Below are 19,487 nucleotides of genomic sequence, written 5' to 3'. Positions count from 1 at the left end.
CCGGCTACAACCTGGCGACCGGCGTCGCCGAGATCTCGCTGCGGCTCAAGCGGTAGGGATCGACGTCAGGCCGTCGCCGGCTGCAGCGCGCAGCCGGAGACGGTGATGCGGTGCATCAGCCGGCGCTCGCCCTGGTAGTCGTTGGCTGCGTAGTGCCAGGTCGCGCGGTTGTCCCAGAACGCGATCGAGCCCTCGCGCCAGCGGAAGCGGCAGGTGAACTCCGGCCGCGTGGCATGGCGGAACAGGTAGTCGAGCAACGGCCGGCTGTCCTCGACCGTCCAGTCCTCGAAGCGCAGCGTGAAGCCCGGATTGACGTAGAGCGCCTTGCGGCCACTCAGCGGATGGCGAATCACCACCGGATGGAGGACGTCGTCACCTACCAGGTGCTGGTTGGCGAACCGCTTGGCCGACTCGGGATTGTCCTTGTGGACACCCTTGGCGCCGAAGATGTGCGCCGAGCCGTGGACGGCCCGCATGCCTTCCAGGGTGCGCTGCAGCCCCGGCGAGAGCGTCTCGAAGGCCCGGTACATATTGGCGAACAGGGTGTCGCCGCCCTCCTCCGGCAGCTCGCGCGCCAGCAGGATCGAGCCCATCGCCGGCTCCTGATCGTAGCTGTGGTCGGTGTGCCAGCCGCCGCCGATGTTGGTCTTCTGCTCCGGCTCCTTGCGGACCTCGGCGATCTCGGGATAGCCCTGCACGGCGGTGAAGAAGCGGTTGACGTCGATCGGCGCCCAGCGGCGCGCGAACTCGAGATGCTGCTCGGGCGTGAGCTGCTGGTCACGGAAGAAGACCACGCCGTGCTCGCGGAAGGCGTGCTGCACCTCGTCCCATTGCCGGTTGCTCATCGACCGGAGATCGACGCCGAGAATCTCGGCGCCGCAGCCGCCGGTAAGCTTGTGAACCTGCACGGAATCACAGGTCATGTGCTGCCCTCCGGATTGACAATGCCTAGCGCGCCTGGACGCCGAGCAATAGCAGCGTCAGCGACAGGGTCAATACGCTGCCGCCGGTCGAGATCACCACCGCATTGGTCGCCAGGCCCACGCCGGTGCGATAGAGCTGCGCCACCAGGTAGACGTTGGCGCCGGCCGGCATCGCCGCGTTCAGCGTTGCGACGGTGAGCCACAGCGGATCGAGCGTGAACAGGTAGCGGCCCGCCGCCCAGACCAGCAGCGGCATGACGGCAAGCTTGGCGACGGTGGCGACCGCCGCCGTCTGCCAGTGCTCCTTCACCCCGACATGGGCCAGCGAGGCGCCGGCCATGATCAGGCCGCAGGGCGGCGCCGCCAAGGCCAGCGCCTGCAGGACGCGGTCGATCACGACCGGCGTTGCGAGCCCGGGCACCAGGGACGTCAGCTCCGCCCAGGCGAGGCCGGCGAAGATCGACGGAATGATCGGGTGCTTCAGCATGGTAACCATCGCACCGCCGAGCCTGGCGAGCAGGCGGCCGCGCATGCCGCCCTGGACGCCGATCTCGAGCAGGAACGACGCCAAGGTCAGCATGACCAGCGAGTTGAGGCTGATGATCATCAACAGCGGCACCAGCCCCGCTTCGCCCAGAGCATAGGAGATGAACGGGATGCCGATGCCGACGCCGTTCGAGAAGGTGCCGGCCAGGGCGAACACCGCGCGCTCGCCGAATCGCATGCCGAACAGGCGACCGAGCGGGATCAGCAGGAAGAACAGCAGCAGGCTGGCGCCGAAGAACACGAGCTGGATGTTCAGCTCGAGGGTCTCGAGCCGGACATTGGCCATCGAGCGAAAGAGCAGCGCCGGGAACAACGCGTAGAACGTGACGTTGGTCAGCCCGCGCAGCCCCTCGATGGTGAGCAGCCGGGACCGCGCCAGCGCCCAGCCGACCGCGACCGTGCCGAACACCGGCACGATGATGTCGAGGATGGCGTTCATCTTCCGGACCGCGGGCGTCCCGCCCGCTCATGAATCATGAGGCGGGCGGGACGCCCGTGGTCCAGGAGAGTCACGCCGCCATGGCGAGGTTGCTGTAGCGCGTCAGGTGGTGCTGCTGGTTGCCGAACATCAGGTCGATCATGGTGAGCCGCTTGAAGTAGTGGCTGACCGAGAGCTCGTCGGTGACGCCCATGCCGCCGTGCATCTGCACCGCGCTCTGGCCGCAGAACCTGCCCGACTTGCCGATCTGCACCTTGGCGCCGGAAGCGGCCTTGGCGCGCACCACCGGATCCTTGTCGTCGATCTTGAGCGACGCCATCAAGGTCATCGAGCGGGCTTCCTGGGCATTGGTGAAGCAGTCGACCATGCGATGCTGCAACACCTGGAACTTGCCGATCGGCACGCCGAACTGCTTGCGCGTCTTGATGTACTCGAGCGTCGCCGCGTTGATGGCGTCCATGCAGCCGGTCGCCTCGGCGCACAGCGCCACGATGGCGCGGTCGACCGCGGCCTCGACCAGCGGGAAGGCGCCGTCGATCTGGCCCAGCACCGCGTCGGCGCCGACCGAGACCTTGTCGAAGGTGAGCTCCGAGGCGCGCAGCGCATCCTGGGTCGGATAGTCGCGCCGCGTGATGCCCTTGGCCTTGGCGTCGACGACGAGCAGCGTCAGGCCGTTCTGCTCGCGCGCCGCGCCCGCGGTGCGGGCAAGCACGATGATGTCGTCGGCCGACGGTGCGTTGTAGACGACGCCCTTGTGGCCGGAGAGCGACCAGCCGCCGCCTTCCCTGGTCGCCTTGAGCGATACGTCGGCGAGGTTGTAGCGCGACTGGCGCTCCAGCCAAGCGAAGGCGAACTGCTTCTTGCCCTCGATCATGGGAGCGAGCAGCGCCTCCTTCTGGGCGGCGTTGCCGGCCGACGCGATCATGCCGCCGCCCAGCACCACCGTCGGCAGGAACGGCTCGAGCACCAGGCCTTTGCCGAATTGCTCCATGACGATCATGGTCTCGATCGGCCCGCCGCCGTAGCCGCCGTCCTCTTCGGAGAACGCCATGCCGAGCCAGCCGAGCTCGGCGAACTGCGCCCAGTTCTCGGGCAGCCAGCCGCGCTCGGTGGCGGCGATCTTGCGCCGCGCGTCGAACGGGTACTTGTCGCGCACAAAGCGCTCGGCCGCCTCCTGAAGCTGCTTCTGCTCGTCGGATAGGGACAGATCCATTCTTTCCTCCGGAATCCTGCCGTGTCTTATCGCCCCGCGCCCTAAAGACCTAGCACCATCTTGGACACGATGTTCTTCTGAATCTCGTTGCTGCCGCCATAGATGCTGGTCTTGCGCATGTTGAAATAGCGCGGCGCCGCCGGCGGTGCATGGTCGGGTCCGACCGGCGTTTCGTTGGTGTCCTGGAACAGCATGGCGGGCTGATAGGGTGCGGCATACTCGCCGACCGCCTCCATGGTGAGCTCGGCGATGCGCTGCTGGATCTCGGAGCCCCTGATCTTGAGCGTCGACACCTCGGGACCGGGGGCGCCGCCCTGGGCCATGGTCGAGAGCACGCGCAGCTCGCTCATCTCCAGAGCCTGGACCTGCAGGTCGAGATCGGCGATCCCGCGCACGAAGACGGGATCGTCAGCCAGGGTCGCGCCATCGACCGGCTCGCGGCGGGCAATGTCGCGCAGCGAGCGGACGCCGCGTTTGGAGGCCGGCACTTCGGCAATGCCCAGCCGCTCGTTGGCGAGCAGGAACTTGGCGCAAGTCCAGCCCTCGCCTTCCTTGCCGATGCGGTTGGCGACAGGCACGCGCACATTGTCGAAGAACACGTCGTTCACGTGATGGGCGCCGTCGAGCATGATGATCGGCCGCACGGTGATGCCGGGCGTCTTCATGTCGATCAGCAGGAAGGAGATGCCCTCCTGCGCCTTGGCATCCGGGTTGGTCCGCACCAGGCAGAAGATCCAGTCGCCCCAATGGGCGAACGAAGTCCAGGTCTTCTGGCCGTTGACGACGTAGTGATCGCCGTCCGGCACCGCCCGCGTGCGCAGGTTGGCGAGGTCCGATCCGGCGCCCGGCTCGGAATAGCCCTGGCACCACGACACGGTCGACTGGCGAATGCCCGGCAGGAAGCGCTCCTTCTGCTCGTCCGTGCCGAACGTGTAGATCACCGGCCCGACCATCTTGACACCGAACGGGATGATGCGCGGCGCGCCCTCCTCGGCCAGCACGTTCTCGAACAGGAAGCGGCGGGTCACGTCCCAGCCCGGGCCGCCGTATTTCTTAGGCCATGTGTAGGCGAGCCAGCCCTGGCGGCCGAGCGCCTGCTGCCAGGCCATGTGATCGTCGCGATCGTAATGCTTGCCGGAGAAGGTTTTGGCGCGCGTGGCGGGCGACAGGTTTTTCCGCGCGAAGTCGCGCACTTCGTCGGCGAAGGCCTTGTGTTCGGAGCCGAGGGCGAGGTCCATTTGATACCGACCGTCGTTGAGAGGATGAAGTGGAGACAACTCATGTTCCTTCCCCTGTGGCGCTGTAAACAGCGCCTGATCGGGGGAGGTGCCCCGTCACACGGGGCGGAGGGGGAAAGCCGCTGGCGAGATGCTTCTGATTCCGACGTCAAAATCGGCGAAATCTCGACTTGACCTCTCCCCCTCCGGCCCTGCGGGCCACCTCCCCCGATCGCGGGGGAGGGATATGAAGGGCGGCGCGGCTCTCACAGTCCCAGTACCATCTTGCTGATGATGCCCTTCTGGATCTCGTTGCTGCCGCCGTAGATCGTGGTCTTGCGGGCATTGAAATAGCGCGGCGCGGCGAGATGGGCGTAGGACGGGCCGACCGGCGCCTCGTTGGAGCCCTGCCACAGCAGACCCGGCAGATACGGAGCGGCATATTCGCCGACCGCCTCGAGCGTGAGCTCGGTGATGCGCTGCTGAATCTCCGAGCCGCGCACCTTGAGCCCCGACACTTCCGGTCCCGGCTGTCCGCCATGCGCCATCGACGACAGCACGCGCAGCTCGGTGAACTCGAGCGCCGTCACCTGGATCTCGAGATCGGCGATCTTCTCGGCGAAGGTCTGGTTCTCGATCAGGCTCTTGCCGTCCTCGCGCTCGGCGCGCGCGATGTCCTTCAGCGCCGCGACGCCGCGCTTGGATTGCGGCACCGCGGCGATGCCCAGCCGCTCGTTGGCGAGCAGGAACTTGGCGCAGGTCCAGCCCTCGTTCTCCTTGCCGACCAGGTTGGCGACCGGGACCTTCACGTTGTCGAAGAAGACCTCGTTCACCTCGTGCCCGCCGTCGGCCATGATGATCGGCTTCACGGTGATGCCGGGCGTCTTCATGTCGATCAGGAGGAAGGAGATGCCCTCCTGCGGCTTGGCCTTGGGATCGGTGCGCACCAGGCAGAAGATCCAGTCGGCCCAGTGGCCCATCGTGTTCCAGGTCTTCGAACCATTGACGATGTAGTGGTCACCCTGCTTCTCCGCCCTGGTTCGCAGGCTCGCCAGATCGGAGCCCGAGCCCGGCTCGGAATAGCCCTGGCACCACCACACCGTGCTCTCGCGGATTGCCGGCAGATACTTCTGCTTCTGTTCGTCGTTGCCGAAGGTGTAGATCACCGGCCCGACCATCTTGGTGCCGAACGGGATGATGCCCGGCGCGTATTCCTCGGCGCAGACATTCTCGAAGATGTAGCGCTCGGCCGGCGTGAAGCCCGGGCCGCCGTGCTTCTTCGGCCACGTGTAGACCAGCCAGCCCTTCTTCCCCAGCGCCTGCTGCCAGCGCATGTAGTCGTCACGGATCAGGTGCTTGCCGTTCTTCACCTTGTCGCGAATGTCGGCCGGCAGGTTGGCGCGGACGAAGGCCCGCACGTCGTCGGCGAATTGACGTTCCTCAGGCGTGAAAGCGAGATCCATGTGCCCCTCCCGGGCCGGGTTTTCGATTTGGCCGGAGTTTAGCCGCGAGGCCGTTTGGGACAAGCGGTATCAAACCGAATTGCGGCTCGTGACGCCGTGATGCGAAACGACTTTACGCAACGGCGGGCTTACGTCAGATCGGCCTTCAGGCCGGTTTCGCGTGCATATTCATGGGGCGATAGGGCGAAGGCGATACCCTGCCAATCGCCCTCTCGGCGATCGATCTTGCCGCGATTGCTGCCGGCAACATTCCTGAACAATTCCAGCGCCGCCCGATCGTCCAGTTCGACGGTATCGATCGCGAGATGATGAGCCAGCAGCCTGTAGCGCAGGGTGCGAACGACATCAGTGTCCCAGATCGAGGCGTTCATCTCCGCGTTGCCGCCCAGCGAGTAGGCGTGCAAGTTGCACGAGCCGATCGTGGCCCAGGCATCGTCGACCAGCATGATCTTGGCGTGGACATACCTGGCGCGACGACGGCCGGCGTGATGCTCCGCGATTGCGGCCAGCGTGAAGCATCGATGACGCGCCAGCGCCTCGACGCCCTCGAACCATGCGGTGGCGCTCGGATCCAATCGCGCCTTGTAGACATGGTTCTCCGGAATCGCCGGCACTACCAGGGCAATTTCGACGCCACGCTCGGCCGCGCGCAGCAGCGGCCTGGCCACCCGCGGCACGGGAACGGCCTGGTTGACGACGTAGATCGAGCGGCGCGCCGCATCGATGGCGCGCTCGTACTGCTCTACGATGGATTGCTCGACACGATCGGCGGCATAGCGGCTCGGGTCGAGCATGCGCTGGATCTGTACGACGCTCGATCCGCGCGGCGCCGACGGACGATTCGGATAAGACAGAATGTCTGTCCCGTCGCAGGCCCAGTTACCATCGGGCACGTCGCGCTCGCTCGCCTCGTTCCACCGTTCGACGAAATTGTGACAGACGTCCATCGCCGACGGCCCGGTGACCTCGACATGGACGTCGTGTCGAGTCAGCGCGACGCTGGTCAGGTTCATGCCGCCGACGAAGGCCGTCTCTGTCGGCTGGCCGGCGTCGATAATCCAGCTCTTCTGATGCTGGCAACCAACACCGGCGGCACGGTCCCACCGGATCTTGAAGCGCGCTCCGCGCTTCGTCAGCAAGTCGCGCTGTTCCGTTGTCCCGCCGAACACGCGATGGCCGGCCGGATACTCGGGATTGGGCCGCCACACCAGCAACCGCACATCGATTCCGCGGGCTGCCGCGCGATCCAGCACGTCGAACAGGAAGCCGCGTCCGTCGGGAAACTGGAAATCGTCCGAGCAGAAGGCGACCGTCAGCCAGATGCTGTGTCTGGCTGACGCCACGGCTTCGCCGAGCCGCCGCGCAATCGCCTCGCCGTCGATCAGCGGGCGCACGAGATTGCCGGGTCGCGCCGGGTAAGGACCCGAATTCGTGCCTGGAATGTAGGACGTCACGAGCTTGTCGGCGCCGGCACGATCAAGGCCTTCTCCGCCTTCAGCTTGGCAATCGCCGCGTCGCTCACGCCGGCCTCGCGCAGCACCGCCTCGCCGTCCTCGCCGATGCGCGGCGCATGGCGGCGGAACTCGACCTTGGTCTTCTCGAAGTCGAGCGGGCTGGCGAAGGTGGTGATCGGTCCCTCGGTCGGATGCTCGCGCTCGGTGAAGAAGCCGGTCGCCCTGAGGTGCGGGTCGTCGAGCAGCTCCTCGAGCGTGCGCACGGGCATCGCCGGGATGTCGGCCTTGTCGAACATCTCCAGCCATTCCTCGGTCGGCCGATGCTCGAGCAGCGAGGCCAGCACCTGGTAGAGCTCGCTGAAATTCTTGGCGCGCTCGTTGCGGTCGATGAAGCGCGGCTCCTTGGCCAGGTCCGGGCGGCCGGCGAGCTCGAAGAAGGTCAGCCAGTGCGCGTCGGTATAGGGCAGCGCGCAGATGTAGCCGTCCTGGGTTTTGAAGGGATGGCGGAACTTGTTGATGATGCGGTCGTAGCCCATCGCGCCGCGTTCGGGCGTCCAGGTGGCGCCGAACAGATGCTCGGTCAGCCAGAACGACGCCAGGGTTTCGAGCATCGGCACCTCGATCATCTGCCCCTCGCCCGTGCACTTGCGATGGTAGAGCGCGCCCAGCACGGCGATGCAGAGATGCAGCCCCGTCGTCTTGTCGGCGATCAGGCTCGGCATGAAGCGCGGCGGCAGGCCGTCGACGCGGCTCTGCAGCGAGGCCGCACCGCTCACCCCCTGCACCAGGTCGTCGAAGGCAGGCTTGTGGCCGTAGGGTCCCTTGCGCGCGTAGCCCAGCGAGTAGGCGTAGATGATCGACGGGTTGATCTTCTTCAGGTCCTCGTAGCCCAGGCCCAGCCGTTCGATCGCCTGCGGGCGGCTGTTGTGGATGAAGAGGTCGGCGCCTTTGATCAGTTCCTTCAGCGCCGCGCAGCCGGCCGGCTTCTTGAGGTCGAGGCAGAGCGAGCGCTTGTTGCGGTTGGCCGCCATGTAGATCGGCCCCATGCTCTTGTCGCGCCCCATCGAGCCGCCCGATACGCGCAGCAGATCGCCCTCCGGCGGCTCGACCTTGATCACGTCGGCGCCCATGTCGGCCAGATGCTGCGTGGCGAACGGCCCCAGCAGGACCGCCGTCAGATCGATCACCCGCACACCTGCAAGCGGTCCCGGCATTTCCTCTCCTCGCTGTCTTCTCGGTCGGGACGGCACTATGGCATACCCCCACGCGCTGAGGCATGTTGGCCTCCGCAAAGGAGAAGCGCGCGATCATGGCTGGAGCATTGGACGGTCTGCTGGTGGTGAGCGTGGAGCAGGCTGTCGCCGCGCCCTATTGCGCGGCTCGCCTGGCGGACGCCGGCGCGCGGGTGATCAAGATCGAGCGGCCTGAGGGCGATTTCGCACGCGCCTATGACGGCTATGTCCACGGCCAGTCGAGCTACTTCGTCTGGCTCAACCGGGGCAAGCAGTCGGTCACGCTCGATTTCAAGAAGCAGGACGATCTCGCCCTGCTGCACCGCCTGATCGCGCGCGCCGATGTGCTGATCCAGAACCTGGCGCCGGGCGCAGCGGAGCGCGCGGGCTTCGGCTCCGCGGCAATGCGCGCCCGGCACAAGCGCCTGATCACAGTGGACATCTCGGGCTATGGCGACCATGGGCCTTACAAGGACCGCCGCGCCTACGATCTTCTGGTGCAGGCCGAGAGCGGCCTCGCCTCGATCACCGGCACGGCCGAGGCGCCGGGTCGGGTCGGCGTCTCTGCGACCGACATCGGCACCGGCATGTATGCCCACGCCGCCGTCCTGGAAGCCCTGCTCGCCCGGCAGAAGACCGGCGAGGGCCGCGCGCTGTCGGTGTCGCTGTTCTCGTCGATGGCCGAATGGATGACGGTGCCCTTGCTGGCCAACGATTACGCCGCCTACGAGTGGCCGCGTCTCGGCCTCACCCATCCCTTCATCGCTCCCTACGGCGTCTACCGGACCCGGGACGACGTGCCGGTGCTGATCTCGATCCAGAACGATCGCGAGTTCGAGAGGCTGTGCCACGGCGTGCTCGACAAGGCCGGGCTGGAGAAGGATCCCGACTACGCCACCAACAAGGCGCGCAACGCGCGGCGCGACGACACCAACGCCATCGTGCAGGCGAGCTTCGGCGCCCAGCGCTTCGCCGATCTCGCCGCCCGGCTCGACGCTGCCCAGATCGCCTGGGCGCGCGTCAGCAGCGTCAGGGACCTGTCGACCCATCCGCAAGTCCGGCGCGTTGTCTTCGGCTCCCCCGGCGGCGACGTCGCCATCCCGGCGCTCGCCGCCTCGTGGCCCGGCGAGCCAGAGCGGCTGGGCGACGTGCCGTCGGTCGGGCAGCACACCGAGCAGGTGCGACGCGAGTTCGGCGCCTGATGGCGCCCCTGCTCACGGGGATCCGGCTCTCGGGATACGGCGTCGCCTACTTCTTCGCCGCCGGCGCCTTCATGAGCTTCTGGCCGGTCTGGCTGCGCAATCGGGGCATCAGCGATGCCGAGATCGGCACGCTGTTCATGAGCCGCCAGCTCGTGGGCATCGGCGCGATGCTCGCCATCGGCTGGATCGCCCATCGCATCGGCAACGTCCGCGGCGTCATCCTGGTCCTCGCCGGCTCGGCCACCATCCTGTTGACCGGCTACCAGTTCGCCACGACGTTTTTCGCGATCCTGGCGGTAACGCTCGTATGGGGCGGCGTATGGGCGCCGACCCTGGCGCTCTACGACGGCATCCTGGTCAACGAGACGCGCGCGCGGGGCATCGACTACGGCCGGCTGCGGGCGTGGGGCTCGGCAGCCTTCATCGCCGGCACGGTGGCGTGCGGCGCCGCGGTCGATCGCAACGGGCCGGCCTGGATCCTCTACGTCAGCTTCGCCGGCATCGTGATGCTGGTCCCGTTCGCGCTGTGGCTGCCCGCCGAGGCACAGGGGAGTGACCGGAGGGAGCACGCGCCGTTCGGGATCACCGATCTCCTGACCTCGCGGCCCTTCCTGCTGTTCATGATGGCGGCCGGCTTCTGCCAGGCCAGTCACGCCGTCCTTTACAGCTTCGGCACCCTGACCTGGCGCGCCGCCGGCATCGACGACGTCACCATCAGCCTGCTGTGGGGCGAGAGCGTCGCCGTCGAGATCCTGCTGATGCTGGGGAGCCCCTGGCTCCTGAAGCGGCTCGGCGTCTGCGGCCTGATCGCGTTTGCGCTGGGCTGCGCCCTGGTGCGCTGGCTCGGCATGGCCTTCACCACCGAGCTGCCGGCGCTGATCGTGCTGCAGGCCCTGCATGCGGGCACGTTCGCCGCCTGCCATCTCGGCGCCATGGCCTTCATCCAGCGCGCCCTGCCGCCAGGAGGCGTCGCGCTGGGGCAGAGCGTCTACTACGCGCTCGGCACGGGTGCCTCGCAGGCGGTGATCTTCCAGCTCGCCGGCCTGCTCTACGCCGACTACGGCCAGCGCGCCTTCCTCGGCATGTTCGTGGTGGCCGGCATCGGCATGACGGCGATCATCCTGCTCGCGCGCACCTGGAACGGCACCTACGTGGTCGGTACGCGGTAGACTGTCAGGTCGCGTTGGATGCCTTGCGCCGGCGAGCGAGATAGCCGCGATAGACGCAGCGACCGAGCTCGGGATGGGTCGGGACTCTCGCGGCATGCTTGAGACGACGGAGCACCGGCGCTGTTCTCGGGAGGCGACTCACCTTAGTCGACGCCAGTGATACACCTCAATCCCTCCCCCGTAATTGGGGGAGGGCATTCGAATATATCAGTAAAACACCGTCATCCCGAGCGGAGCCGTCCGTAGGGCGGCGCAGTCGGCCTGAAGCCAGGCGACGCGCTCGCCTTCGTTATTGACGATGCCGACGTGCGCGTTGTCCGTGCGCCATCGGAAGAAGACGACCTGTTCGCCTGCTTCTCCGAGTGGGCCTCCAAGGGTGACAGGAAGGGCTATGCCGGCCTTTGATCGTTCCGTCGTAACGACTGATCGCTCGACGCCGTAGCGACGCCCCTCGCTGAGCGTCGCGAGTCATCCTGCCCTACTGGAAAACACTCAACGCGACCGCCCCCGCGCCGTGACCGGCCAGATGTCGACCAGCGTGTCGCCTTTCACCACGTGATAGCTCTCATACATGTTGACCGTCGGGTCGCAGTGCGGTGGGACCAGGATCACCTGCTCGCCGTGCCCGGGTGACGCCTGGCCTTCGGGGGCGATGACCGCGAGGTGCTCGTCGCCCATGAAGCGGGTCGTCGAGCCTTCGACGGCGCCCTTGAGGATCGGCGGTGGGCCCTTCTCGGTCGCCATCGCCTTCAGGCCGGCATCGACCGTCACCAAGCCAGCGTGATTGGCGCTGACGACGCGGGCGTCGATCTGCAGCGCCTGCTCGAAGGTCGGTCTGTCGAGGCCGCGCAGGTCGCAGACATTGTAGTCGTGGTCCATGAACACGTAGGAGCCGACCTGAAGCTCCGTGAAGACGCCGAGCTTGGCGTCGATGAAATGCGTGCCGGTACCCGAGCCGGTAATGATGCCAGGCTTCAGGCCGGCCGCCTCGAGCTTGGCCACGATGCCCTTCAGGTACTCGGTGCGCTCCTCGATCTCCGCCTTGCGCTCGGCGAAGCTCACGATGTGCTGGTGGCGGCCGCAATAGAATTGCACGCCGGCGTACTTCAGCGCCTTCGATCCTACGACCTTGCGCACCAGCTCGACCACCCCGTCGGGCGTGGCGACGCCGGTGCGATGGATGCCGGGGTCGATGTCGACGATCACGGTGAGCTTCTTGCCGGCCTTGCCGGCCGCCGCGTCCAGCGCTTCGACATTGGCAGGATGGTCGACCACGACCATGAGGTCGCTGACCTGGCCATTGAGCTCGATCAGGCGGGCGATCGCCTGCGGCGTCACCACCGGCGAGGTGATGTGCAGCTGCTGGATGCCGGCCTCGCCCAGCGCCTCGGCCTCGCCAAGCTTGGCGCAGCACACGCCCAGCGCACCGGCGGCGATCTGGCGGCGGGCGATGTCAGCCGATTTGTGGGTCTTGGAATGCGGCCTGAGCTTGACGTTGTGCGCCGACGCAAACGCCGCCATCTCGGCGATGTTGCGGTCAAGCATCTCGAGGTCGAGCACCAGCGCGGGCGTGTTCAGCGAGCGCCGCGAGCCCTGCTGGCCGATCAGGTGACGGTGAAGACGTTCGGCTTCGCTCATGATCTTTCGTCCTTCAGGTTGCGCACGACCATGGCCTCGCCGGTCGTGCCGCGGTTGACGCCGGCGGTCCGCATGAAGGGATTGTCGCGGCTGTCGCCCCACAGGGCGATGCCCTGGGCCAGCAGGCCGCCGTCGACCTTGATGGTCTCGCCGGTGATGAAACGGGCATCGTCGGAGCACAGGAACGCCGCGACGTCGGCAATGCAGTCGGGCTCGCCGCGGTCGGGCCACGGCTGGTGCCTGAACTGCTTCTCGTAGCGATCGGGCCGGCCGCGATGCAGCAGCGGCGTCGAGATCACGCCGGGCGCGATGCCGACCACGCGGATGCGGTGCGGGCCGAGCTCGGCCGCGACATTCTCGATCAGGTTGATGACCGCGGCCTTGGCGGCCGAATAGGCGTGACTGCCGCCGCCGCCGACCATGCCTGCGATCGAGGCGGTGACCAGGATGACGCCGCCCCTCTTCTCGCCGTCCGGGCCGTGCTTCTTCATCGCCTGCGAGGCGTGCTTCATGCCGAGGAACACCGAGCGGGTCAGCACGGCGAAGGTGTAATCCCAGTCCTCGACGCTGGTCTCGGCGATCGGCCCGAAGGCGCCGCCGACGCCGGCATTGAGATAGGCGATGTCGAGCCTTCCGAAGCGCCGCTCGGCTTCGGCGACTGTGGCCATCATGTCGGCCTCGCTGGCGACGTCGCAGCGCACGAAGGTGGCGCTGTCGCCATGACCGCCCGCCTTGGCCGCGGCGAGCGTCTCTGCGCCGTTGGCCTCGTTCAGGTCGGCCACCACCACCTTCGCGCCATCGCTGAGGAAGCGCATGACGGTGGCGCGGCCCATGCCGCTCGCCCCGCCGGTGACGATCGCCACCTTGCCCGCCAGTCGCTGCATCTCGATTTCGCCCTCCGAAGCTCGCCGCCCTTGGCGCCGCATGGTGCTGTTGCATGGCTCGGCGGGCAAGCCTAGCGTTTTGCGACTCTGCGGGAGGGCGCGATGAAGTTTGGCCTGTTCTACGAAATCTCGATCCCGCGGCCGTGGACGCCCGAGAAGGAGTACACGGTCTACAACAACTGCCTCGAGCAGGTGAAGCTCGCCGACGAGCTGGGCTTCGACCATGTCTGGGCGGTCGAGCACCATTTCCTCGAGGAGTATTCCCACTGCTCGGCGCCGGAGCTGTTCCTCACCGCCTGCGCCATGGTGACCAAGCGCATCCAGGTCGGGCACGGCATCGTCGTCTGCGTGCCGGAGTTCAATCATCCGATCAAGATCGCCGAGCGCACCGCCACGCTCGACATCCTGTCGGGCGGCCGCCTGCATGTCGGCACGGGACGCTCGGCAACCTGGACCGAGCTCGGCGGCTTCCGCGCCAATCCCGACACCACCAAGAAGAGCTGGGACGAGTTCGTGCGCTGCCTGCCGAAAATGTGGATGCAGGAGACGTTCTCCTACCAGGGCGAGTTCTGGTCGATGCCGGAGCGCACCATCCTGCCCAAGCCCTACCAGAAGCCGCATCCGCCGATGTGGGTCGCCGTCACCAGCCCCGGCACCGAGATCGACGCGGCCGACCGCGGGTTGGGCAGCCTCGGCCTCTCCTTCGCCGGCTTCGACGAACAGGAGAAGAAGATCAAGGAGTATCGCCGGCGCATAAAGCTCTGCGAGCCGGTCGGCGCCTTCGTCAACGAGCAGGTGGCGACGACCAACTTCCTGTTCTGCCACGAGGACGAGAAGACGGGCGTCGAGATGGGCAAGCGGCTCGGCAACACCTTCAACTATCTCGCGACCCAGCTGATCTCGACCCGCGAGGTCTTTTCCTCGCCGTCATACCAGTCGCTCGGCCTGCTGCCGGCCTTGCGCCGCGCCGCCACCGGGCCGGATGCCAGCGAGCAGCAGACCGAGGGCATGGCCTACGGCGATCCAGCGCGCATCATCCGCGCGGTGAAGCGCTGGGAATCGCTCGGCGTCGACTGCATCAACTTCATCCTCAACGCCAACGAGGTGGTGCCGCAGGACCAGGTGATGGCGAGCCTGCGCCTGTTCGCAAGGGAAGTGATGCCGGTGTTCGCCAAGAAGCCGGCCAACGTCGCCGCGGCGGCGGGAGAGTGACATGCCGCTTTATGGAACGCTCGATCTGACGACGGTTGCCGGCAAGCTGCCGACCCTGCCGCATCTCGACACCGAGGCGTGGACGCTGCCCAAGGCGGAGATGCTGCAGCTTCTCATCGAGGTGCCGCGCAGCTCGACGGAGGGAATGCTGCCGAAGGCGATGCATCCGGCGCTGCCGTCCTACGTGATCCTTGCAGTCACGAAATATGCCGAGAGCCCGGTCGGTCCGTTCAATCTCGCCATGCTGCGCCTCGGCAGCCGCGCCGGCGCCCATCCGCGCGGCTTCCTGCTGGGCGCCGTGACGAACAGCGACGCCGCGACCCGGGAACTACGTACGCGCTGGGGCTTCCCGGTCGAGACCGGCGAAGTGAAGTACCTGCGCCGGCACGATCGAGTCATGGGAACGGTGACGCGCGGCGGCAAGACCATCCTCGACTGCGCGCTGGTCGATCCGCAGCCCGTGGCCGGCAGCGACGTGCAATACATCAACTGGGTGACGGCGGCCAACGCGCCGCTCGATGGACAGACCCAGCCGATGCTGATCCAGGTCGATCCGAAATACACCTTCTACAAGGCCGAGCGCGGCAAGCCGCATGTCTCGATCTTCGATGCGGCGGCGTGGAACGCCGCGGGCCTGCAGCTTGCCGATCCGATCGTCGGCACCTGCTGCACGGTCGACACCGACCTGCCGCGCATCCGCTTCGTGATGGACCCGCTGAAGCCGGTGTTCCAGGGCACGCGCCGCATCCGCGAGTCGCGTGCCGACGAATGACGAGTCGTCGTCTTCCGGACCGTGGGCGTCTCGCCCGCTCTACTCATGAGTCATGAGCGGGCGAGACGCCCGCGGTCCGGAAAACGAAGCACCGACCTTCATTGACAGCCTCTATGCCGCCGAGAGTTGCATCAGCATCGCGGTGTCGACGCTCTGGTGGAAGTCGGCGAACTTGCCGTCGCGGAAGGTGATCACGTCGAAGACATTCAGGACTTCGCTCTTGTTGGTCGGCGTGAATGTCGCCCGCGCCGTCCAGTGAAGGGCGACCTTGTCGCCGTCGACCAGGAGCGAATGCTCCTTCCAGTCATCGAAGCGCCAGCCCGCGACGAGCTGGCCCATCGCCTCCGTGATCGCCGGCTTGCCGACGACCGGCGCGCACAGGCCCGGGATTCCGGTTCCCCGACCGTGAATGCAGAATACCGCGTCGTCGGTGAAGTACGTCATCGCGGCCGCGACGTCGCCCCTCACGCGGGCGGCATAGGCGGCTCTCACGGTCTGCTCCATATCGCTGCGGCTCGTCATGTGTCCCTCCCACCGTCCTGGTCGAATTCACAGTACGCTACGCAACCTCGGGAGGATCGCAAACCGCAGCCTCCTTTTCAACCTGCCATGATCAGCCGCGCCAGCGCCTCCGGTTCGCTCAACATCGGGTAGTGGCCGGTATCGAGCTCGTGCCAGCGGGCCTTCAGCCTATCGGCGCAGCGGCGCTGGTGGGCGACCGGCGGGTTGGCGCTGCGCTTGCACCAGATCACCGTGGCGTTCCACGACTGGTTCCAGAACCGCTCCAGCCTGACCGGCGCCCGCATGGTGGCGATCGGATGCGGCGTGCAGCGCTCGATCGCCCATTGCCTCAGCGCCGGATCGAGATCGGCGAACAGGCGGGTCTCGAAATCGTGGCGGGACGGGCCGGTGCCGAACTCGGTGTCCACCGCGGTCGGCCGCTTGACGATGTCGGGCAGCGCCTCGCCGTCGAGCAGCGACAGCGCATCGGCGAACACCAACCGGGCCACCCGCTCGCGTGCCAGCTCGGCCGTGCGCGCCATCACCATGCCGCCGGTGCTGGTGCCGACCAGCACGACGTCCTTCAGATCGTCATAGAACAGCCGGCCGGCGACCTCGTCGGCGTGTGTCTCGGTGGTGATGCCGGCCCGGATCTGCCCCTTGCGCTCGGCACACCCGTCGAGACTCGGCGCCAGGACATGATGGCCCTGCGCGCGCAGGCGCTCAGCGACAGGTTTCCAGATCCAGCCGCCCTGGTAGGCGCCGTGGAGCAGCACGAATGTCGTCATCACTTGTTCCCTTCCCTGACCGAGACGCCGGCGAGGCGCTCGAAGACCTTCACGACGGCGCCGCCGTCCTGCTTGTTGAGACCCTGGGCGCGCGCCATCTGGTAGACCTGCTGAGTGACGTTCGCGAGCAGCACCGGCACGCCGAGACGCTTGGCGAAGGCGGTCTCGAGCTCCTGGTCCTTGTAGGAGATGTCGATCGTGCCCCCCGGTTCGTAGTCGCCGGCGAGGATGCGCGGCACGCGCATCTCCCAGGCCGCACTCGTGCCGGTCGAGACGCGCACGACGTCGTAGATCGTCTGCGGATCGAGCCCGGCCTTGACACCCAGCACCAGGGCTTCCGCCACGGCCACGGTGTTGACCTGCACCAGCATGTTGTTGACCAGCTTCATGGCGAGGCCGCTGCCGAGCGGCCCGACATGGAACGAGCGACTGCCCATGACCGAGAACAGGTCCTGGCACTTGTCGAACACCGCGCGCTCGCCGCCGACGATCACCGACAGCTCGCCCGACTGGGCGCGCACGGTGCCGCCGCTCACCGGGGCGTCGAGCATGGCCATGCCGCGCGCCGCCAGCCGGTCAGCGATGTCGCGGGCGGCGAACGGATCGATGGTGGCCATGCAGAGCACGACGTGGCCGGCGCGGGCGCCGTCGATGACGCCGTGCCTTCCGACGATCACCGCCTCGGCCTGCGCCGTCGTCTCGACGATGACGATGGTGCGCTCGGTGGCGGCCGCCACCGCCTCGGCCGAGTCGGCGACCGTTGCGCCCCTGGCCTTCAGCGGCCTCGTCTTCGCCTCGATGATGTCGTTGACCACCAGCGAGAAGCCCGCCTTGACGAGATTGAGCGCCATCGGCCCGCCCATGGCGCCCAGCCCGATGAATCCGACCTTTCCAGCCATGCTCCCCTCCCTTTGCTACAGGCCGCCGGTGACGTCGATGGTGAGGCCGGTGACGAAGTCCGCGTCGGCCGAGGCGAGGAAGCAGATCACGCGTGCCTGGTCGGCCGCCTCGGCGACGCGGCGCAGCGGCGTCCTCTCGATCTCCTCCGCCTGCGAGGCCTGCGATCGCTTCTCCCAGTGTGGCCGGATCCGTTCGGTCAGGGTGATGCTGGGGGCGATCGCGTTGACGTTGATGCCGTCCGGCCCGAGCTCGTAGGCGAGCTTGCGGGTGAAGGCGATGATGCCGCCCTTCGCCGCGGCATAGGCGCTCGAGCTGTTGAAGCTGAGGCCGCGCCCGGCGATCGACGCCAGATTGACGATCTTGCCGCTGCGCTGGCGCTTCATGACCGGGATCACGGCATGCGTACACAGGAAGGTGGCGTCGAGGTTGAAGGCGATCAGCTTCTGCCATTCGGCGAGGGTGAGCTGCTCGGTGGTGGCGGTCGGTCGGTCGATCACCGTGCTGCCGCCCACGGCATTGACCAGGATGTCGATCGAGCCGTGCGTGCGAGCCACCTCGTCGATCAGCTTGTCGACCACCGTGGCATCGAGAGCGTCGGCCAGAATGCCCTGAACCTTGCCGCCCGACGTGCCGGCGGCGGCACGAAGCGACGGCACGGCCTCGTCGAGCCGGCCCTGGTTGTTGTCGACGGCGATCACCGTCGCCCCCTCGCCGACCATGATGTTGGCCGTGGCGCGGCCGATGCCGTTCGCCGCCGCGGTGATCAGAGCCACCTTGTTCTTGAAGCGCATCGTTCCCTCGCTGTCGGCTTGTCGTTGTTGAGGCGACGATTGAGCGTCGCTGTCTCCGAGTCAATTCGCGGCACGGCGATCGACCTCGCAGCGGAATTGACCCGGCCCCGGCATGGCGGCCCGGCCCGTTGGTTGGCATCATCACGCGAAGCCACGCGAGGAGGGATCATGGAACCGGGCAAGAGACTGATCGGCAAGGCCGCCATCGTGACCGGCGGCGCCTCCGGCATCGGCGCGGAGACGGCGCGGCTGTTCGCCCGTCACGGCGCCTCGGTGCTGCTGACCGACAGCAACGAGGCGCTGGGCAAGCGCGTCGCGGAGGAGATCATTGCCGCCGACGGAAAGGCACTGTTCTTCAGCCAGGACGTGCGCGACGAGGCGAGATGGGCCAAGATCGTTGACCTTGCCGAGGAGATCCATGGACGGGTCAGCATTCTGTGCAACATCGCCGGCATCTCCGGGCGCGATCCCAGGCAGAACATCCAGACCACCCTGACCGCCGGGCCGCGGCTGGCCGACCAGACGCTGGCGCATTGGAACCAGGTGATGGAGATCAACGCCACCGGCGTGTTCCTCGGCACCAAGGCGGCGATCCCCGCCATGCAGCGCGCCGGCGGCGGCTCGATCATCAACATCTCGTCGATCTGCGGCATCGTCGGCAGCCACGCCAACGCCGCCTATCATGCCTCGAAGGGCGCCGTGCGCCTCTTCTCCAAGGCCGCCGCCATCCAGTACGCCCCGGACAGGATCCGCGTGAACTCGGTCCATCCCGGCTTCGTCGACACGCCGATGACCCAGCCTGGCCATTCCAACCCCGAGGTCGCCGCCCAGCGCATCGCCGCGACGCCGCTCGGCCGCTTCGGGACGCCCTATGACATCGCCGCCGGCTGTCTCTACCTGGCGTCGGACGAGTCGTCCTGGGTCACCGGCAGCGAGTTGGTCATCGACGGCGGCATGACGGCGAATTGACGCTCGTACTCTTCCCCGGCAGAGCTTGGGACGTGGCGCGGTAATCCGCGACCCGCCTTCGCCGAAGCGAAGCCGCTTCGGCTTCGCGCAGGCAGGCGGAGGGGTCATGAGTCTTCTTGGGCCGCGGGCGTGTCGGCCGCCCATTATCAATTTGGGGCGCGTAGCCCGCGGGCC

Annotated in this window: 18 protein-coding genes; 5 read left to right on the top strand and 13 right to left on the bottom strand. The window is 67.2% G+C overall.

All coding sequences use genetic code 11. From position 1 onward, the window contains the following. Positions 1 to 65: 65 nt before the first annotated feature. From AB7O82_RS28105 to AB7O82_RS28075, 7 genes are all read right to left on the bottom strand, one after another. The gene (locus tag AB7O82_RS28105) at positions 66 to 923 is read right to left on the bottom strand and encodes a TauD/TfdA dioxygenase family protein (protein ID WP_428547689.1); all 858 of its coding nucleotides are present in this window, start codon (positions 921 to 923) and stop codon (positions 66 to 68) included. A 25-nt stretch (positions 924 to 948) separates the two neighbouring features. Then, positions 949 to 1,908 (bottom strand): AEC family transporter, encoded by a 960-nt coding sequence (locus AB7O82_RS28100; RefSeq protein ID WP_428547692.1) that lies wholly within the window; start codon positions 1,906 to 1,908, stop codon positions 949 to 951. Positions 1,909 to 1,978: 70 nt separating this feature from the next. Further along, entirely contained in the window at positions 1,979 to 3,121 is a 1,143-nt protein-coding gene (locus tag AB7O82_RS28095; protein WP_428547695.1) for an acyl-CoA dehydrogenase family protein, read from the bottom strand. Positions 3,122 to 3,162: 41 nt separating this feature from the next. Beyond that, the gene (locus AB7O82_RS28090) at positions 3,163 to 4,359 is read right to left on the bottom strand and encodes an acyl-CoA dehydrogenase family protein (RefSeq protein WP_428547698.1); all 1,197 of its coding nucleotides are present in this window, start codon (positions 4,357 to 4,359) and stop codon (positions 3,163 to 3,165) included. 245 nt (positions 4,360 to 4,604) lie between these two features. Next, positions 4,605 to 5,801, bottom strand: a complete 1,197-nt coding sequence (locus tag AB7O82_RS28085) for an acyl-CoA dehydrogenase family protein (RefSeq protein WP_428547701.1) — start codon at positions 5,799 to 5,801, stop codon at positions 4,605 to 4,607. Between the two features lie 128 nt (positions 5,802 to 5,929). Continuing rightward, complete coding sequence (locus tag AB7O82_RS28080) at positions 5,930 to 7,255, bottom strand: phospholipase D-like domain-containing protein (protein ID WP_428547704.1); 1,326 nt, start codon at positions 7,253 to 7,255, stop codon at positions 5,930 to 5,932. Then, the gene (locus AB7O82_RS28075; protein WP_428547707.1) at positions 7,252 to 8,469 is read right to left on the bottom strand and encodes a CaiB/BaiF CoA transferase family protein; all 1,218 of its coding nucleotides are present in this window, start codon (positions 8,467 to 8,469) and stop codon (positions 7,252 to 7,254) included. The genes AB7O82_RS28080 and AB7O82_RS28075 overlap by 4 nt, the downstream gene beginning before the upstream one ends. Before the next feature lie 95 nt (positions 8,470 to 8,564). On the opposite strand from AB7O82_RS28075, the gene AB7O82_RS28070 reads away from it, so the two are divergent. Beyond that, entirely contained in the window at positions 8,565 to 9,689 is a 1,125-nt protein-coding gene (locus AB7O82_RS28070; RefSeq protein WP_428547710.1) for a CaiB/BaiF CoA transferase family protein, read from the top strand. Further along, positions 9,689 to 10,858, top strand: a complete 1,170-nt coding sequence (locus AB7O82_RS28065) for an MFS transporter (RefSeq protein ID WP_428547713.1) — start codon at positions 9,689 to 9,691, stop codon at positions 10,856 to 10,858. Before AB7O82_RS28070 ends, AB7O82_RS28065 begins: the two co-directional genes overlap by 1 nt. Before the next feature lie 492 nt (positions 10,859 to 11,350). Here AB7O82_RS28065 and AB7O82_RS28060 read toward each other — a convergent pair whose 3' ends face one another. After that, entirely contained in the window at positions 11,351 to 12,496 is a 1,146-nt protein-coding gene (locus tag AB7O82_RS28060) for a DSD1 family PLP-dependent enzyme (RefSeq protein ID WP_428547716.1), read from the bottom strand. Continuing rightward, positions 12,493 to 13,380: an SDR family NAD(P)-dependent oxidoreductase gene (locus tag AB7O82_RS28055; RefSeq protein WP_428547719.1), complete on the bottom strand. Its 888-nt coding sequence runs from the start codon at positions 13,378 to 13,380 to the stop codon at positions 12,493 to 12,495. The genes AB7O82_RS28060 and AB7O82_RS28055 overlap by 4 nt, the downstream gene beginning before the upstream one ends. 102 nt (positions 13,381 to 13,482) lie before the next feature. Between AB7O82_RS28055 and AB7O82_RS28050 the strand changes: the two genes are divergently transcribed. Both AB7O82_RS28050 and AB7O82_RS28045 read left to right on the top strand, forming a co-directional pair. After that, complete coding sequence (locus AB7O82_RS28050) at positions 13,483 to 14,592, top strand: LLM class flavin-dependent oxidoreductase (protein WP_428547722.1); 1,110 nt, start codon at positions 13,483 to 13,485, stop codon at positions 14,590 to 14,592. Between the two features lies 1 nt (position 14,593). Continuing rightward, the gene (locus AB7O82_RS28045; RefSeq protein ID WP_428547725.1) at positions 14,594 to 15,364 is read left to right on the top strand and encodes an acetoacetate decarboxylase family protein; all 771 of its coding nucleotides are present in this window, start codon (positions 14,594 to 14,596) and stop codon (positions 15,362 to 15,364) included. Between the two features lie 111 nt (positions 15,365 to 15,475). Here AB7O82_RS28045 and AB7O82_RS28040 read toward each other — a convergent pair whose 3' ends face one another. The 4 genes from AB7O82_RS28040 to AB7O82_RS28025 all read right to left on the bottom strand — a co-directional run bounded on the left by AB7O82_RS28040 (position 15,476) and on the right by AB7O82_RS28025 (position 18,344). Continuing rightward, positions 15,476 to 15,886 carry a nuclear transport factor 2 family protein gene (locus AB7O82_RS28040; RefSeq protein ID WP_428547728.1) on the bottom strand — a complete coding sequence of 137 codons (411 nt, stop codon included), beginning with the start codon at positions 15,884 to 15,886 and terminating at the stop codon, positions 15,476 to 15,478. Between the two features lie 77 nt (positions 15,887 to 15,963). Then, positions 15,964 to 16,653, bottom strand: coding sequence for an alpha/beta fold hydrolase (locus AB7O82_RS28035; protein WP_428547740.1), 690 nt, complete (start codon positions 16,651 to 16,653; stop codon positions 15,964 to 15,966). Further along, positions 16,653 to 17,552, bottom strand: a complete 900-nt coding sequence (locus AB7O82_RS28030; RefSeq protein ID WP_428547731.1) for an NAD(P)-dependent oxidoreductase — start codon at positions 17,550 to 17,552, stop codon at positions 16,653 to 16,655. The genes AB7O82_RS28035 and AB7O82_RS28030 overlap by 1 nt, the downstream gene beginning before the upstream one ends. A 15-nt stretch (positions 17,553 to 17,567) precedes the next feature. Further along, on the bottom strand, positions 17,568 to 18,344 hold the full coding sequence (locus tag AB7O82_RS28025) for an SDR family NAD(P)-dependent oxidoreductase (protein WP_428547734.1): 777 nt from the start codon (positions 18,342 to 18,344) through the stop codon (positions 17,568 to 17,570). Positions 18,345 to 18,512: 168 nt separating this feature from the next. Between AB7O82_RS28025 and AB7O82_RS28020 the strand changes: the two genes are divergently transcribed. Next, a complete protein-coding gene (locus tag AB7O82_RS28020) occupies positions 18,513 to 19,313 on the top strand; it encodes an SDR family NAD(P)-dependent oxidoreductase (RefSeq protein WP_428547737.1) in 801 nt (266 codons plus the stop codon). Positions 19,314 to 19,487: the final 174 nt, after the last annotated feature.

It is taken from the genome of Reyranella sp. (genome assembly GCF_050185545.1).
Taxonomy (GTDB): Bacteria; Pseudomonadota; Alphaproteobacteria; order Reyranellales; family Reyranellaceae; genus Reyranella.
The sequence above is the reverse complement of the archived record's forward strand: the minus strand, read 5'-3'. Positions and strand labels throughout refer to the sequence as shown.